The sequence below is a fragment of the Streptomyces sp. NBC_01006 genome (assembly GCF_045162725.1).
Taxonomy (GTDB): Bacteria; Actinomycetota; Actinomycetes; order Streptomycetales; family Streptomycetaceae; genus Streptomyces.
Map to the genome: position 1 here is coordinate 4,317,896 of NZ_CP108700.1, position 15,959 is coordinate 4,333,854.

Annotated in this window: 16 protein-coding genes; 8 read left to right on the forward strand and 8 right to left on the reverse strand. The window is 71.6% G+C overall.

The window, feature by feature from the left end:
* The first annotated feature begins 108 nt into the window (after window positions 1-108).
* Together OG509_RS19750 and OG509_RS19755 are read left to right on the forward strand one after the other, a co-directional pair.
* Complete coding sequence (locus OG509_RS19750) at window positions 109-1,005, forward strand: sigma-70 family RNA polymerase sigma factor (RefSeq protein ID WP_406183747.1); 897 nt, start codon at window positions 109-111, stop codon at window positions 1,003-1,005.
* A 66-nt stretch (window positions 1,006-1,071) separates the two neighbouring features.
* Window positions 1,072-2,340: an ATP-binding protein gene (locus OG509_RS19755; protein ID WP_406183748.1), complete on the forward strand. Its 1,269-nt coding sequence runs from the start codon at window positions 1,072-1,074 to the stop codon at window positions 2,338-2,340.
* Between the two features lie 8 nt (window positions 2,341-2,348).
* Here the strand turns inward: OG509_RS19755 and OG509_RS19760 are convergent, their stop codons facing one another.
* From OG509_RS19760 to OG509_RS19775, 4 genes are all read right to left on the reverse strand, one after another.
* Window positions 2,349-2,624: a hypothetical protein gene (locus OG509_RS19760; protein ID WP_406183749.1), complete on the reverse strand. Its 276-nt coding sequence runs from the start codon at window positions 2,622-2,624 to the stop codon at window positions 2,349-2,351.
* 55 nt (window positions 2,625-2,679) lie between these two features.
* Window positions 2,680-2,946 carry a hypothetical protein gene (locus OG509_RS19765; protein ID WP_406183750.1) on the reverse strand — a complete coding sequence of 89 codons (267 nt, stop codon included), beginning with the start codon at window positions 2,944-2,946 and terminating at the stop codon, window positions 2,680-2,682.
* A 95-nt stretch (window positions 2,947-3,041) separates the two neighbouring features.
* The gene (locus OG509_RS19770; protein ID WP_406183751.1) at window positions 3,042-3,230 is read right to left on the reverse strand and encodes a hypothetical protein; all 189 of its coding nucleotides are present in this window, start codon (window positions 3,228-3,230) and stop codon (window positions 3,042-3,044) included.
* Window positions 3,231-3,235: 5 nt separating this feature from the next.
* Window positions 3,236-3,811 carry a DUF5994 family protein gene (locus OG509_RS19775; RefSeq protein WP_406183752.1) on the reverse strand — a complete coding sequence of 192 codons (576 nt, stop codon included), beginning with the start codon at window positions 3,809-3,811 and terminating at the stop codon, window positions 3,236-3,238.
* A gap of 263 nt (window positions 3,812-4,074) precedes the next feature.
* Between OG509_RS19775 and OG509_RS19780 the strand changes: the two genes are divergently transcribed.
* Window positions 4,075-4,575 (forward strand): DUF5994 family protein, encoded by a 501-nt coding sequence (locus tag OG509_RS19780; protein ID WP_406183753.1) that lies wholly within the window; start codon window positions 4,075-4,077, stop codon window positions 4,573-4,575.
* A gap of 27 nt (window positions 4,576-4,602) precedes the next feature.
* On the opposite strand, the gene OG509_RS19785 is transcribed toward OG509_RS19780, so the two are convergent.
* Window positions 4,603-4,803 (reverse strand): hypothetical protein, encoded by a 201-nt coding sequence (locus OG509_RS19785; RefSeq protein ID WP_406183754.1) that lies wholly within the window; start codon window positions 4,801-4,803, stop codon window positions 4,603-4,605.
* 469 nt (window positions 4,804-5,272) lie between these two features.
* On the opposite strand from OG509_RS19785, the gene OG509_RS19790 reads away from it, so the two are divergent.
* Entirely contained in the window at window positions 5,273-6,136 is an 864-nt protein-coding gene (locus tag OG509_RS19790; protein WP_406183755.1) for a helix-turn-helix domain-containing protein, read from the forward strand.
* A gap of 237 nt (window positions 6,137-6,373) precedes the next feature.
* Here the strand turns inward: OG509_RS19790 and OG509_RS19795 are convergent, their stop codons facing one another.
* Window positions 6,374-8,044: an ice-binding family protein gene (locus OG509_RS19795; RefSeq protein WP_406183756.1), complete on the reverse strand. Its 1,671-nt coding sequence runs from the start codon at window positions 8,042-8,044 to the stop codon at window positions 6,374-6,376.
* A 1,566-nt stretch (window positions 8,045-9,610) separates the two neighbouring features.
* Here OG509_RS19795 and OG509_RS19800 point away from each other — a divergent pair.
* Window positions 9,611-10,342: an ANTAR domain-containing protein gene (locus OG509_RS19800; RefSeq protein ID WP_406183757.1), complete on the forward strand. Its 732-nt coding sequence runs from the start codon at window positions 9,611-9,613 to the stop codon at window positions 10,340-10,342.
* A 5-nt stretch (window positions 10,343-10,347) separates the two neighbouring features.
* Window positions 10,348-11,076: an ANTAR domain-containing protein gene (locus OG509_RS19805; protein ID WP_406183758.1), complete on the forward strand. Its 729-nt coding sequence runs from the start codon at window positions 10,348-10,350 to the stop codon at window positions 11,074-11,076.
* 66 nt (window positions 11,077-11,142) lie between these two features.
* Here OG509_RS19805 and OG509_RS19810 read toward each other — a convergent pair whose 3' ends face one another.
* Window positions 11,143-11,859 carry a maleylpyruvate isomerase family mycothiol-dependent enzyme gene (locus OG509_RS19810; RefSeq protein WP_406183759.1) on the reverse strand — a complete coding sequence of 239 codons (717 nt, stop codon included), beginning with the start codon at window positions 11,857-11,859 and terminating at the stop codon, window positions 11,143-11,145.
* A 71-nt stretch (window positions 11,860-11,930) separates the two neighbouring features.
* Here OG509_RS19810 and OG509_RS19815 point away from each other — a divergent pair, with 71 nt between their 5' ends.
* Window positions 11,931-12,836: a LysR family transcriptional regulator gene (locus tag OG509_RS19815; RefSeq protein WP_406183760.1), complete on the forward strand. Its 906-nt coding sequence runs from the start codon at window positions 11,931-11,933 to the stop codon at window positions 12,834-12,836.
* A 130-nt stretch (window positions 12,837-12,966) separates the two neighbouring features.
* Window positions 12,967-14,604: a TauD/TfdA family dioxygenase gene (locus OG509_RS19820; protein WP_406183761.1), complete on the forward strand. Its 1,638-nt coding sequence runs from the start codon at window positions 12,967-12,969 to the stop codon at window positions 14,602-14,604.
* A 3-nt stretch (window positions 14,605-14,607) separates the two neighbouring features.
* On the opposite strand, the gene OG509_RS19825 is transcribed toward OG509_RS19820, so the two are convergent.
* Window positions 14,608-15,423, reverse strand: coding sequence for a GntR family transcriptional regulator (locus OG509_RS19825; RefSeq protein WP_406183762.1), 816 nt, complete (start codon window positions 15,421-15,423; stop codon window positions 14,608-14,610).
* Window positions 15,424-15,959: the final 536 nt, after the last annotated feature.

The following is a 15,959-nucleotide window of genomic DNA, read 5'->3' on the forward strand; positions in this document are numbered from 1 at the left end:
ACCCCCGGGAGGGTCGGACGATGTTTCACGTGAAACACCGCTCCGGCGCTGCGGCATCCGGCTAGCGTCTTCGGGTGCACTGACGATCGCGAAACGAGGACGTGACCGGTGAGCGAGCAGGACACCCTGGCCCGGCGCTTCGAGGAGTACCGCCCCCACCTGCGGGCCGTGGCCTACCGGATGCTGGGTTCGCTCAGCGAGTCCGAGGACGCCGTACAGGAGGCCTGGTTGAAGCTCAGCCGCTCGGACGTCTCCGCCGTGGAGAACCTGGGCGGCTGGCTGACCACCGTCGTCGGCCGGGTGTGCCTGGACATGCTGCGCTCGCGCACCTCGCGGCGCGAGGATCCGCTGTACGACCAGGACGGGTACGTCCGGCTGCCCGACCCCGTCGTGACGGGGCTCGCCGGCATCGACCCGGAGCGCGAGGTACTCGTCGCCGACTCCGTGGGCATCGCCCTGCTGGTCGTCCTGGAGACGCTGGCCCCCGCCGAGCGGCTCGCCTTCGTCCTGCACGACCTCTTCGCGGTCCCGTTCGTCGAGATCGCCCCGGTGCTCGGCCGTACCGCCGCCTCCACGCGGCAGCTCGCCAGCCGCGCCCGGCGCCGGGTCGAGGGCGCCGCGCCCACCCCCGACCTCGACCTGGTGCGCACCCGCGAGGTCGTGGACGCCTTCCTCACCGCCGCCCGCGGCGGAGACCTCGACGCGCTCGTCGACCTCCTCGACCCCGATGTCGTGGCCCGCTCCGACGGCGGCACGCTGCGCCGCAGCGGTGTCCGGCGCGGTGCGACCGACGTCGCCTCGAACGCGATCACCTTCGCCCGCTTCGCCGCGGCCGCCGTACCGGTCCTGGTCAACGGCACCCCCGGGGCGCTCGCGATGGCGGACGGCAAGCCCATGTCGCTCATGGCGTTCACCGTCAAGGACGGAAAGATCGTCGCGCTCGACATCCTCACGGACCCTGAGCGCCTCGCCCAGATCAACCTGGGCCCTGCCCTGCACGACTGACGTCGCGCGCGCGGACCGCGTACATCGGCCGATGATGGGAGTACGGCCGAACAGTCGGAGCTGATCATGACGGGTTGGCGTGTCAGGGACTACACCCAGGACGATCTCGAAGCGGTGATCCGAGTCGATGCGGAGAGCAGCAGGGTCGAGGAGCCACCCCTCTTCCCGCTCTCGGACGCCGTGGCGGCCCTCCAGGCTCTCCACCCGGCGGTGGTGGCCACCGCGGACGAGGTGGTGGTCGGCGCTGCGGTGAGCAGGGTGGAGGGTGACCGGGCGTGGATCCTGCGCATCAGCCTGGCGCCTGCCTGGCGGCACCAGGGGCTCGGCAGCGACCTGATCACGGCTCTGGAGCACCGGCTGTTCGCCGGTGGTGTGCGAACGGTGCAAGCGGTCCTGCCCGACGGCGAGACCGGTGCCACCGCCCTGCACAACTGCGGCTTCGGCGCCCGTCCGGGCCTGGTCTTCTTCGAGAAGCGCGGGCGAGTGACCCCTCAGGCGGTCAGCATGCTCTCCTCGCTCGGAGCCGAGCTGCCGCCCGGGGGACTGTGGCAGAAGGTCGTGGGCATGCAGAGGGAGAAGCAGCTCATCGAGCGGCGCCTGGTCCTGCCGCTGGCCCATCCCGAACTGGCCACCCAGCACGGAGTGGAGCTGCCGCGGGCGGTCATGCTGTTCGGTCCGCCCGGGACCGGCAAGAGCACGTTCGCGCACGCGGTGGCCAGCCGTCTGAGATGGCCCTTCCTCGAACTGTTCCCCGCCCGGCTGGCCGCCGAGTACGGGCTGGCGAGCGGGCTGAACCGGCGATTCGACGAGATCGCCCGGCTCGACCACGTCCTGGTCTTCATCGACGAGGTCGAGGAGATCGCGGGGACCCGGAGCGGCGCGGACGCGACCGCGGTCGGCGTCGTCAACGAACTGCTCAAGGCGATCGTCCGGTTCCGGAGCCAGGACGGGCGGCTGCTCGTCTGCGCCACGAACGACGTGACCACGCTCGATTCCGCGTTCCTGCGGCACGGCCGTTTCGACTACGTGCTGCCGATCGGCCCGCCCGATGACCGCGCGAGGACCGCGCTGTGGGAGAGCTACCTGGCCCGAGCGGGCGCGGAGGCCGACAGCGCGGTGCTGGCGACCGCCAGTGAGGGGTTCACCCCCGCGGACATCGGCCACGTGGCGCGTACCGTCTCCCAGGTCCAGTTCGAGCGCACCTTCGACACCGGAACCCGGGCCCGCCCCACCACCGAGGACTACCTGGCCACCATCGGCGACACCAAGCCCACGGTCAGCGCGGCCATGGCCCAGGAGTTCGCCCACCAGACCGAGACGTTCGCCCGCATCTAGGCCGTGTCTTACGCCGTCCCCTCTTCCTCCTCGGACTCCATGTGCCGGATTCCCTCGTGGGTGAGGGTGACCATCGCGGGGGTGTTGCCCGGCTCCCAGTCCACGGTGATCAGTCCTTCGCCCGCCAGGTAGGTGCAGGCGGCGGCCAGGTCCTGTTCGGGTACGCGGAGGTCGCGACGCAGCTGCGCTCCGGTGACGCCGAGGAGGCGGTTGCCCTCGACGGCTTCGTACAGGACCCGGAGCACCTGATCGCGGTAGGTCTTGCGTTCGCGCAGCGTGGCCATGACCGCGTCCTTTCGTACGTGTGCGGGGTGGGCTCCGGGGCCGGTCGGGGGCTTCTCAGATCTCGTCGGAGTGGGCGCCGGTGCCGACGGGGGTCCTACTGGCGGCCAGCCAGGAGCGGGCGGGACCGGCGGGTGTCGCCGTGTCCACGGTGAGGTGGAGGCGGGTGGCGCCGTCGAGACCGGGGTAGCTGCGCTGCTCCGCTCCGGCGAAGCAGTGGCGGAGCGCCTCCGCGACCGCTCGGGCGGCTTCGGGAGTGTGCGCGATGATCCGTACCTCCGCGTGCCCGAGCGAGGGCAGTGACTGGGTCTCGATGTACTTCACGTGGGCGTGGTTCCCTTCGGGGTGGGCGAGAGGCCGGCGGGTCGGGGCGCCGTGGCGCCCCGACCGCTGCCCCCGGTCGGAGGAAGGTCCGTTCCTCACCGGTCGGCATCCGTGTGGTGGGCTCGACGACCGGTGTCGTCCGGCAGGCCAGGAGGCCTCGGCAGGGGGGCACTGAAGCGGTAGGCCTCGATCCGCGCGTCGTGCTGGGCGTTCAGCAGGTGGATCCAGAACATTCCGATGCCGATCATGAGGATGATCACCGCGCTGAGGATGACGGTCTCCACGGAGCTCACCTCCAGCCGTTTGCGGGCTGCGGCAGGGCGGATCGGCCCATCGGGCTCCCGAAGGGGGACATGCAGGCCCCGCCTTCGCTCTCCCAGGTGGCTTCCCGGCGGCGGGCATCGCGGATACCGCGCCCGATGACGGTTTCGTTGGCCATCAGGACGCCTGCTGTGAGGATGCTGCCCGGAATCGCGGCGGCGACCATCAGACGGGCCGCGGCGGCGGGTTCGGTCTCGGGCGGGATGACGAGAAGGTCCCAGCGGCCGGTGCCGTAGGAGAGCAGGATCAGCTTGTCGGGGTCCTGTTCGGTGAACCAGCCCACGTGCAGCTTGTGCCCGTCCACGGCGACCGTGTGCGGTACGACGGGCCAGCGGGTGGGGTTCACGGTGACACGGGTGACGCGGCCCCAGGGTTCCTCCAGGGCGGCGATGAGCAGTGGGAGCTCGGCTTCGAGGTCGCGGGAGCAGGGCCACCAGGCCCCGTCCAGCTGGCCGGCGAGCGTGGTCTTCGGGGTGAGGGACAAGCGAGCCGGGACTTCTGCGGCGAGGTCGCGGGGCGCGGTCCGGTCGAGGGTGCTGGTCATGGTGTGGACCTGCCCCCGGACTGCCCGTCGGCAGCCCGGTTTTTAGGCGATCGCCGGAAATGACACCCGCGTGAAAGCCGGTGTGCGAAATACTCCCGGTGCATTCACTGTACGCCTGTTCGGTGGGCCCTGACCGATCTGACCAGGTATTTTCCGGCGGGCGGTGGAGCGGGCGGCGGGAGTACCGTGAAAGGAAGAAAGCCCCGCGCACGTCGCCCGACCTGCGACGCAGTACGGGCGCACCCGTAGACGGGCGAACCCACATGGCTGATTCCGACATCCCCCACACGCCCCCACTGCTCCTGCCGGATGCGATCCACGAGGCGATCAAGCCGGGCACGGCGCTGTTGCGGCTGGAGACCACGCGGTCCCGGGAGGGGCTCCTGGACGGCGCGTGGTGGCCGCGCACGCGCGACATCGAGACGGAGCTGCCCGCGCTGATCAGCGTGTTGACCGGGCACCTCGGGCCGATCACCCGGGTGGGCGTGGACGCGTCCGCCTGGAACGGCCTCCCTACCCGCCTGGTCATCGACGACCAGGTCGTGCACCTCGACTCCGACCCGGTCGGCGACGACACCGTCCTCATCACCCGCGGCCACAACGACCACTTCGCCCTGCTGGTGGTTCCCCCGGGCACCACCGCCGACGCCGCCCGCGAAGCGATGGCCCGCGCCGTCGACGCCGACAACATCACGCAGGCCGCTCAGATCCTCGTCGCCACCACGCCCGAACCCGAGGACACCGCCGCCGATGCGGCAGGCTGACCTCGGATCGGGTGTGTGGTGCGCTGGTCAGAGCCCTTCGTCGTGCAGGTCCTCTTCGCGCAGCAGGTCGTCCTCGCGGCGGCGTGAGGTCTCCTGGCCGGGCTTCTGGCCCTTCTCGCGGGACTGCTTGCCCGGCTGGGGCTGCGCGGGGTCTCCGGGGCGGCGATGGTGCTCCTGCGCCCCGCGGCCCTTGCCCGGCTCCTGACGCTTGTCCTGCGTACCGTCCATGACGGCGACTCCTCTTGATGCGTGGGGTACGGATTCCTCTCGGATCACGCTGACACGCACAGCGACGCCCCGCATCATGTCGCCCGCGAAGCGAGGCACACGGATGACGCCCACAGAGACGGCCGCGACACAACGACCCCGGCACATTCACACGCCGGGGTCGCCCTTCCGGGCCGCCACACGTGAGAGTGCGATGACCCACCTGCCATGGTATGCCCGTGGAGCATCTATGACATCAGGGACTTTTCTCGGTAATGCGGGCGGTCTCTCTGCAGCTGGCATATTGCGCGGAAATCTGCACTGGCTTTGGGTCTCGTCGGGGAACTTCTGTGCAATCCGATGCGAGCCGAGGCCGCTCTTCGCCCGGCGCTCAACGCCGTGCACGACACGGCGCCAAAGCGGATCCAGCCGACCCGGGCCGTGCCAATCTGCTCGCCTTGGCAAGGTTTCGAGCGGAGGTACGCGTCCTGTGGGCGTCAACGTCAATCCCACCGTCAGCAGGCGCCGACTGGGGTCCGAGCTACGTCGGCTACGGGAAATCAGCGGTATGACGACACAACAGGTGGCGGAGCGCCTGTTGATCTCCCAGCCCAAGATCAGTCTGTTGGAGAACGGCCGCCGCCTCGTCAAGCCGCGCGACGTGCGCGATTTCTGCGGGCTGTACGGAGTTCAGGATCAGCGGCGGGTCGACCATCTGATGCAGTTGGCCAGGGAATCGGGTCAACAGGGTTGGTGGAACTCCTACGGAGACATCCCGTACGGCGCCTACATCGGCCTGGAGGCCGAGGCGGACGCGATCCGGCTCTACGAGCCGCTGGTGATCCCCGGCCTGCTGCAGACCCCGGCTTATGCCCGGGCGGTCATTGCAGGAACGATCCCTCGTGTCACGGCCGAACAGGCCGCCGCACGGCTCCAGGTGCGGCTGCGGCGCCAGGACCGGCTGGGAGCCCCGCGCAACCCGCTTCGCTTGTGGACCGTACTGGACGAATCGGCGCTGCGGCGGGTCGTGGGCGGCCGCGAGGTCATGCGGGACCAGCTGGACCATCTGACCCGGCTCAGCGCCCAGCCGCACATCACCGTGCAGGTCCTCCCTCACGATGTGGGTGCGCATCCGGGTGTCTCGGGGCAGTTCTCGCTGCTGGAGTTCGCCGACGCCACCGATGCGAGCGTGGTGTATCTGGAAAGGTTCACCAGCGACCTCTATCTGGAGAAACGATCCGACGCGCGGCTCTACGGCGACATGTACGCGCATCTGCAGGCCCAGGCGTTGAGCCCGGGCAGTACCCGGCATCTCATCGACGAAGCCATCGAGGCGTACGCCGGCCCGGGATGACGTGAGGGCCGGTCTCGGAGCTGATCGCTCGCGAGTGCCGCTGAGCCCCTGGACGATGTGTCCAGGGGCTCAGTGGCCGAACGGCGGACGCGACTTCCTATGCGCTTGACCGGGCTTCAGCCCCTGCCGCCGACCCCGAGGCGGCAGTCGGTGACGGGAGGACGGATCGTTCGCCGATCCGGCCGAATGCTCGTAACCGAAGGGTCAGGGGCGTGAGACGGTCGCGTCTGCGATGGGCTAGTCCTGTCGGGTCGCCGTACCTCGCCGCATCTTCTTCCTGGTGAAGAGGACAGAACCTCCGACGAATGCCAGCACTGCCGCAGAGGCCGCCATGATGCCGGTCCCGCTGCTTGAGTCGACCGCCGCCGCCGGCTGCTGAGCGGTGGCGGCGCTCACGTGGGTGAAGTTGACGCTCTTGGCCGGTTGGCCGGGAGCCTCTTGGCCGGGGGCACCGTTCTGGCCGATCGGCAGGAAGTCGGCCCACGGCGGCTTGCCCTCGTCGTGGTCGTCCTGACCGTTGTCGCCTTCGCCCTTGTCGTGGTCGTCGTCGCCGTCCTCGTCCTTGTCCTTGTCGTGGCGGCCGTGTTCGCCCTTGTCCTTGTCCTTGTCGTGGCGGCCGTGTTCGCCCTTGTCCTTGTCCTTGTCGTGGCCGTGAGGGCCGTTCTCGTCCTTGTCGTGGCCGTTGTGCCCCTTGTCACCGTGAGGCCCCTTGGGCCCCATGGGCCCTACGGGTCCTGCGGGTCCGGTGGGTCCGACAGGTCCTGCCGGTCCTGCGGGTCCGGTCGCGCCAGGGGCGCCAGGGGAGCCGGGGGCGCCGGGGGAGCCGGTCGGGCCGGGAGCGCCGGGAGCGCCAGGGGCACCGGGGGCGCCGGGGGCGCCGGGGGAGCCGGTCGGGCCAGGAGCGCCAGGGGCACCGGGGGCGCCGGGGCTGCCAGTCGGGCCGGGAGCACCGGGGGCACCAGGGGCACCGGGAGCACCGGGGGCGCCGGGGGAGCCGGTCGGGCCGGGGGCACCGGGGGCACCAGGAGCGCCGGGGGCGCCGGGGGCGCCGGTCGGGCCGGGGGCGCCGGGGGCGCCAGGGGCACCGGGGCTACCGGTCGGGCCGGGGGCGCCAGGGGCGCCAGGGGCACCGGTCGGCCCGGGGCTACCGGTCGGGCCGGGGGCACCAGGGGCGCCGGTCGGCCCGGGGCTACCGGTCGGGCCGGGGGCGCCCGTGGGGCCGGGCGCGCCGGTCGGGCCGGGGCTACCGGTCGGGCCGGGCGCGCCGGTCGGGCCGGGCGGGCCAACGACGCAGTCCGGCCTCGTAATGGTGTTGTTGTCCATCGTGACCGCGGCATTACGCGCCAGGGCGCGGCCTTCGATCACGGCGCTGTTGTTCAGCGTGATGGACTGCATGGCCAGGATGGTGCCCTTGAACTGGGTGGTCGTGCCGAGGGTGGCGGAGCTGCCCACCTGCCAGAACACGTTGCAGGCATTTGCTCCGTTGATGAAGGCCACGGAACTCGACGAAGCCGTGGTCAGGGTCGTGGGGATCCGGAAGATGAAGACGGAGTTGGGGTCGTTCTGGCCGTCGAGGGTGACCGTTCCCGTGAGTTGCAGGGACGGCGGGGACGCCGGGGCCGTGTAGACGCCGGGCCCCAGCGTCAGTCCGCCGATCTCGTCCGAAGCGAGAATGGTCCCGGGCCCCCGGCCTGCCGCGTCGTCGTAGGCGACGACGAGGTCGGACTTCGCCTGAGCGGCGGCAGCGTTGGGGGCTACGCGAATCACCCCGTTGACGATGCCGGGCGGGAAGCCGGTCACCGATGTGCCCGGATAGAGGCCCACGTCGCCGTTGATGACGGTGGGGTTCGTGTTGGTGACCGTCGAACCGGCCAGGACCCCGTAACTGGCGGTGGTCCCCAGCAGCACGGGGGCTTCTGCGGCGTGGGCGAGTGTCGGAACCAGGGCGGCCGACGCCAGGAGCGCTGCGGGGAGCAGGACAAAGACTCCGCGTTTGAGCAGACTGCGTTGAGGGCTTGCGTCGGGTGGAGCCGACCGGATGACATTCAAGGCCATAACAGGACCTTCCTTGTTGCTTCGATCCTCAGTCCTCCCGAAGGAGGATTCCGAGCGCCCGCGACGATGACTGCTCAGGGCCGCAAGCTCCCTAGCTGCGCTAGCTGCGCCGGCGCGCAGGCTCACCCTGAACGGGGCCGCAGAGCGACTCCCTGCCCGGGGCGGTGATGCGCCGTCACCCGGCAGTATTGACGCATATTTCACAGTAATAGCCCACATATCGGAAAAAGCGTCTGCATGGGTGACGGGGCGTCAGGAATGCGCGCGTATCGCACGCCCGTGCGAGTCGGTTGTGCTGTCGCAGGGGGCGCGCCGACAGGCTGGATCTGATCCGCTCGACACGCGAGATCAGCGGCTCAGGTGCCCCGAGGCCGTCGACGCGGGCGGACGTGACGGGGTGGGGGCCGGCCGGCGGGCATTCGTGGGCGGCCACGGTCCGCGGGGCCAAGTCCGAAGTCTCGTGCAGACGCGATGCGTTGCCGGGTCCTACCCCATGGCGGCGGGCCGCCCGGGGAGGTGCGTGCCGGCGCCGTCCCTCAGCGTGCTCCCGGGCCGCCGTCGGAGGCCGATTCGACTCCGGACTCGTACGCCGCGATCAACTTCCGTACCTCGCGCTCCCGCTCCGCCACCCCCGTCAGCGGGGGCCGGCCCCCGGCCGCGGTGAGACCGGGTTCGTCGTGGACGAGGATCCGGAACGAGCCCCGGAACCCGAGGTGGGGTCGAACCAGGGCCCGGGCCGTGGAACACCCCGTCCGCCGCCGGTGGCCCCCGCGCCCACACCCCGAGGGTGGGCGCGGGAACCACCGGTCGACCGTGCCCGGGCCTGACGGCCCGGCCTGCTCCGCCGGCCGTCCGGCGGGGCATGACCGTGGTCCGGCGCGGTGGCCGGCGCCGCACGACGGGTACGGGGGCGCGCACCACGGGGATGCGGACCGAGGCACGGCACCGGCCCTTCACGCAGGCCGGTGCCGCACGGAGAGTCCACAGCCGTCGGGCCGTGCACGCGTACGGGCGGGGCGATCACGGGGTCTGGGTGATCGGTGAGGCGCCCTCTGCAGCCACGGGTCCGGGTGACAGCGAGGACCGAATGATCACGGGGCCCGGGTGATCACGGACGGCCGGGTCGGCGTCCCGGATCCGACTGCGACGGCCCGGGCAGGATGCGCGGTCGGACAGCGGTGACGGGCCGCGAGCGGCTGGCCGGGACCCATGGTGCAACACATATGGCGTACCGGAAGCCGTGACGCAGCGCATTCACCCGATCGCTGAGGGAGTGACGTTTCTCCGTGCGGACGGACACACACCGGTACGGCCCGCCCCGGGCCCGGCGTTCCGGAAGGCTCCGCCGGGGGTGTTGATCAGGTCTACGCTGGAGATGACCTCGCGGCCTGCGGGATCCGGGGCGGGGAGGTGTGACGCATGGCAGGCAGCGCGGAGATGGCCACCGTCCTCGCCGACCTGCGTCCCGACGCGGGCAGCGCGGACTTCTTCGGCGGCGACCCCACCCGGTGCGCGATCGTGCTCGGCTTCGACGGGATCGCGGTCTCCCTCACCACGTCGCAGGGCTTCAGCGAGCTGGTCTGGTCCTCGCCGGGTGTCAGCGCCCAGTTCGAGGACCTGCAGTTCACCCTCGGGCAGGGGCCCGCCTGGGACGCGGCCGCCGGCCTCACCTCCGTGACCGAGCCCGATCTGCACACGATGACGGCGGACCGTTGGCCGGTGCTGGTGTCGGAAGCCGTCGCGCTCGGTGTCCGGATGGTGTTCTGCATGCCCCTGCACCTGGGCGGCGCCTGCCTGGGCACGGTGACCTTCCAGCGCGCCACGCCCGGTCCCGTGACGGCCCCGGCCCTCCTGGACGCCCGGCTCCTGGCGGCCGCCATGCTTGCAGTCATCCTCGACAGGACCCCCACGGACCAGGGGTCGGCCACTGCCGGGAAATCCTCGAACTTCCACCGGGCGGCCGTGCACCAGGCCACCGGCATGATCAGCGTGCAGGCCGGTGTCACCCTCGCCCAGGCCCTGCTGCTCCTGCGCGCCTACTCCTACCGCCACGACCGCCCGGTGGCGGACGTCGCCACCGACGTGGTCGCCCGACGAGTGCATTTTCGAGAACAACCGGAGCCGGACGCATCTGGCCGAACGAAGGAGTGAAGGCCATGAACCGCGAGACCCGCGTCCTGGAAGTCGTCGTCGAGGCCGTCGACACCATGCTCGACGACTACGACCTGATCGATTTCCTGCAGCGGCTGTGCGAGCGCTGCGTCGAGCTCCTCGACGTCTCCGCCGCGGGCGTCATGCTCGTCGACCACAGCGACACCCTCCAACTCATCGCCGCTTCCGACGAGCACACACGGCTGCTGGAACTCTTCGCCCTCCAGCACGACGAGGGCCCCTGCGTCGAATGCCACCGCACCGGGCAGACCTGGCTCAACGTCGACCTCAACACCCCGGCCGCCACCGCCGGTTTCCCCGCGTTCGCGGCCCGCGCCCGCGAGGTCGGCTTCGCCACCACGCACGCCCTGCCCATGCGCCTGCGCCACCACGTGATCGGCGCCCTCAACCTCTTCCACGAGCGCACCCGAACCCTCACCCCCGCCGACGTACGCCTCGCCCAGGCCCTCGCCGACGTCGCCACCATCGCCATCCTCCAGCAGCGCACCATCGACCGCCAGACCGTCGAACACCAGCAGCTGGAAGCGGCGCTGAACAGCCGTATCACCATCGAACAGGCCAAGGGCATCCTCGCGGAACGCTGGCAGACCGACCCCGACGACGCCTTCACCGCCCTGCGCCGCCACGCCCGTGCCCACCGGATCAAACTCTCCGACCTCGCCAGCCGCATCACCTCGGGCGCGCTCGACACGAACACCATCGACCGGACCTGAGCGGGCTCCCGCACCGCACCCGCCGCAGATCAGCCGGGCGCCCGCTGAGCGACGATCGTTGGACGGTCACGGGCGGTCGTCGTGTTCCCTCGGAGGTCTCCGACCACGTGGCGGCCGACCACCATCGCCGCTCGTCCGCACAGCGAGGAAGCGATCGCACGGTTCGCCGCGGAGGTGTCCCGGGGGGAGCCGTCGGCCGTATGCGAGCAGGAGGAGATCCTGTGCGGCGCCGAACAGAGGCGTTCCGGTGCCGAAGGACCAGTCGAGGTCTTCCGCCCGGAGTTCGATGCCGCCCAGGCCGGCTCCGAAGAACTTGAGGGTCCTGGCGTCGACCCTCTCCAGGAGGATGCGCACGCGGTCCTCGGGAACCCGGCGGCCGAGGCCCAGCGCGACCGTGATGTCCAGGCCGTGGATGACGTCGTGGCCCAAGGCCGCCTCGAACCCGCCGACCGGCGGCTTCCAGGGGTGGTCCGCGTTGGCGCCGAGGAATGCGGCGAGCTCACGTGTCGAATGGGCGGCCGCGTCCTTGCGGGCGCATCGATCGGTCATACGGTCGAGGCTGCCTCGCGCTCCGATCAGTTCCCGCGCCATCCTGGGGAGCGAGTACCGGAACCCCAACGTCATGTGGGCCGCGACCTCCCGGACCCGCCACCCGCCGCACAGGGTCGGCGCGTCCCACTGCTCGTCCGACAAGCCGTCCAGTACGGCCGCCAGCTCCAGGCGTTCGGCCGCGATCGCGGCTCTGATGTCCGCCTTCGGTCTCCGGTGCGTCGTATTCCCCATGGCTTCAAGGCTCTGGGCCGGCCCGTCATAAGTCCAAGAGTTTGCATGTCTCGCAACTAGAATGATCAGTTATGGACGTTCGGCAGCTGCGGTACTTCGTCACCGTCGCGGAGGAAGCCAACTTCACCCGCGCCGCCGCCCGTCTGCACCTGGCGCAGCCGGGCGTGAGTGCCCAAGTCCGCCGGCTCGAAAAGGAACTCGGGCATCCGCTGCTCGACCGCTCCGGCCGGTCGGTGACCCTGACGGAGGTGGGCGAGGCCGTACTGCCGTACGCGCGGGCCGCGCTCGCCGCCGTCGAAGCGGTACGGCAGACCGCGGAGGAGTTCACCGGGCTGCTGCGCGGCCAGATCACCCTCGGCCTCGTCTCGGGCGCGGCCGCGGCAGCCCACGAGTTCGGCCTGGCCGCCGTCTTGGCCGGCTTCCACGAGGACCACCCCAAGGTCGAGATCGCCCTGACCGAGGACACCTCGGAGCGGATGCTCGCCGCGCTGCACCGCGGAGAACTCGACATCGCCGTGATCGGACTCGCGGACGAGGAGCCCCTGCCCGGCGTCTCCCTCCACGTCGTGGTCGACGTACCCCTGGTCGCGGCCGTTGCCCCGGACGACCCCGTGCTCACGCCCCCGGATCGCGCGAGCATCCCGTTGCGCGAGCTGCGCGATCGCCCGCTGATCAGCCTGCCGCGCGGCACGGGCATCCGCGGCGTACTCGACCGTGCCTGCGCGCAGGCCGGATTCCAGCCCCGCATCGCCTTCGAGGCAGCCGCTCCGCTGGCCCTCGCACAGCTCGCTGCCCGGGGTCTCGGCGTGGCGGTGGTTCCCGCCGGCACGGCGTCGCCCTTCGGGCTGCGGACGCTGGAGATCGCCGAGCCGCAGCTACGCGGCCGGGTCGCTCTGGCATGGCGTACGAACGGCCTGTCCAGCCCCGCAGCCACCGTCCTCCTGGACCTGCTGCGCACCACCCTCAGCCCAACCTGACCCACGGCGGGTGCGCCCCATTCGAACCCCAGCGGACACGGACGGGAACGCTCGGCTTCACCTGAGGGCCATCTGCGGCTGAGACCTTCACTCCGCCGGAAAAGTTGGCTATACAACTTAGGAGTGAGTGATGGCCGAGCCGCCTTCCGTCCAGGACCTGCCCGTCATGTGGCTGCGGGACAACTGCCGCTGCCCCCGGTGCGGGGACCCGCGCAACGGGCAGAAGCTGTTCCAGATCACCGAACTGCCCGCCGACCTCGCGTTCGGGGCCGTCCGGCGGACAGCCGAGGGAGTCGAGGTGGACTGGGCACCCGACGGGCACCGGTCGGTGTACTCCGCGCAGTGGCTGGACGCGAACAGGCCCGGCGCACCAGGTCCCGGGGACCGGCGCACCGAGACCGGCAAGACGTTGTGGACCGCGGCCGATCTGCACGGCCGGCTGCCTGAGGCGGCTTGGGCGGAGTACCTCGGCGATCCGGAGGCCAAGGCCCGGGTGCTGGAGTCCGTCGTCGGACTCGGCTTCGCCCTGCTGCGCGACGTACCGTGCCGCGAGGGCCAGGTCCTCGACGTGGCACAGACCTTCGGGTACGTCCGCGAGACCAACTACGGGCGGCTCTTCGACGTACGGGTCGAGCCGGATCCCAACAACCTGGCCTTCACCAGCGCGCGGATCACCCCGCACACCGACAACCCGTACCGCGATCCGGTGCCCACCCTCCAGCTGCTGCACTGCCTGTCCAACGAGGCGGTCGGCGGAGATTCCGGTCTGGTGGACGGGTTCCAGGCCGCGGCGACGCTGCGTGCCGAGGACCCGGAGGCGTTCGCGGTGCTGACCCGCACCCCCGTACCGTTCCGCTTCGACGACGCCCGCACCGTGCTGGCGGCGGACCGTCCGCTGATCGACGTGGACGCGTACGGCCGGATCCGCGAGGTGCGCTTCAACAACCGCTCGATCTCCACCCTCCGGCTGCCCGCCGGCGAACTGGACGCCTTCTACCGGGCCTACCGCACCTTCGCCGGGATCATCCTGCGCCCCGAGCTCCAGCTGGACTTCCGGCTCTCGCCCGGCGACTGCCTGATCTTCGACAACGTCCGCCTGCTGCACGCCCGTACCGCCTTCGAGGAGAGCGGCGCCCGCCACCTGCAAGGCGCGTACGCCGACCTCGACGCCTTGGCCGGCACGCTCGCCGTACTGCGGCGCGAACGGGCCGCGGCCGGAGAGGAGTTCCTGGACGAGCTGGCGGAGCTCTTCGCGGGCGAGGGCGCGGGGGCCTACCTCGGCGAGCGGGTGACCATGGCGGAGCACATGCTCCAGACCGCGGCGCGAGCCGAGCGGGCGGGGGCGCCGGACGCACTGGTGGCCGCCGCGCTGCTGCACGACATCGGTCACTTCCAGGGGCCGGTCAGCGGCACGGAGTTGATGGCCGGCACCGACAACCGGCACAGTCACACCGGGGCGGACCGGCTGGCCGGCTGGTTCGGCCCCGAGGTGACCGAGCCGATCCGGCTGCACGTGGCGGCCAAGCGCTACCTGTGCGCGGTGGAGCCCGAGTACCTCGGCCGGCTCTCCGAGGCCTCGGCATACACCCTCCAGGTGCAGGGCGGTCCGATGTCCGCGCCCGAGGCCGCCGCGTACGAGGCGGACCCGTACGCCGCGGAGGGGGTGGCGGTGCGCCGCTGGGACGACGAGGGCAAGGACCCCGAGGTGTCGGCCCCCGGCTTCACGCACTTCCGGCCGCTGCTCGCCGCCCTGCTCAGGACCGTCTGAAGATCAGTCCTGGTCGGCCGGGCGGCGGGCCAGCGAGCCGGCGGCGGCCGAACTGTGGACGGTGAACGCCACGGTCTCCGGCAGGTACCGGTCCTCGGACCACTCGATCGGGGTGCCTGCCGGATCCGTGCTGCACCGCCGCTCGCGCAGCAGCGGGTCGCCGGGCCGGCAGCCGAGCAGCCGGGCGTCCTCCTCGTCGGCCCGGCACAGATCGATGGTGTGCTGGGCGTCCGCGAACAGCACACCCCGTTCCTCCAGGCCGCGGGTGTACGACACCGTGTCGTGCGGCAGCCCGGCGATGAGCTCGCCGATGGCCGGCGGGTAGACGGTGCGCTCCACCATCGCCGGGCGCCCCGACAGCGTGCGCAGCCGCCGTACCTGGTGGACCTCGGCTCCCTCGGGCAGCCGCAGGTGCGCGCGCTCGGCCGCGTCAGCGGGCCGGGTGCCCGAGGCGACCACCAGGCCGCCGGGCTCCTCGCCGGTGGAGTGTGCCCAGCGGGTGAAACTGAGCAGTTCGCCGAAGCTCTGCGGCCGGGACGTCCCGATCACGACCCTCCGGGTGCCGCGCCGTGAGGCGACGAGTCCCTCGGTCCGCAGGAGGGCCATCGCCTGGCGGACCGTACCCCGGGAGACGCCGTACTGTTCGGCGAGCTCCCCCTCGGCGGGCAGCCGCCCGCCGGATCCGTACCGGCCCTCGCCGATTGCCCGGCCCAGGTCCGCCGCCACCCTCCGGTACAGCGCCTGCCCCTTCGCCGCGCGCTCCCCGCCACCGGCCGCGCCCTGCGTCACGTATCCCTCTCCGTCCTGCTCCACCACCACGACCCCGTCCTGCCAAGGGAGCCTAGCCGGGCCCGGTGGGCGCGCAGGCGCGCGGCGAACCGGCACCGCCGTGCCGGACACCGTCAGCGGGGTCCGGATCTACGTGGGCCAGGTCAGCCCGGCATCCCCGGACGGGGGCACCCCGGACCGTGGTCACCTCCTCGCCTCGGATCTCCCGGACGCATTCGCCCCAGAGGGGACCGACCCGCTGGCTGTGAGGATGCTGTTGCTCGGCCACGCCTACCGCACACCGGTCACGGTCACCGGTGCCGCGCTCGCCGAGGCCCGGCGGATGCCGAGGCACTGGCGGCAGCAGGTGGCCGACTGGGCGCAGGAGCCGTCCAGGCCGATCCCCGCCGACGTGTTGCGACAGGCCCGTGCCGCGCTCGCGGATGATCTCGTCGTCCTGCGGCACGCCGAGTCCGCCTGGCCGCAGGACGTGGAGGACCCCGAGCGGCCACTCGCCCCGCGCGGCCGAGTTCGGCGCCGGCATTGCGGTGATCCACGAGGAAGACAGCGAGTTGGTCAGGTCGCGC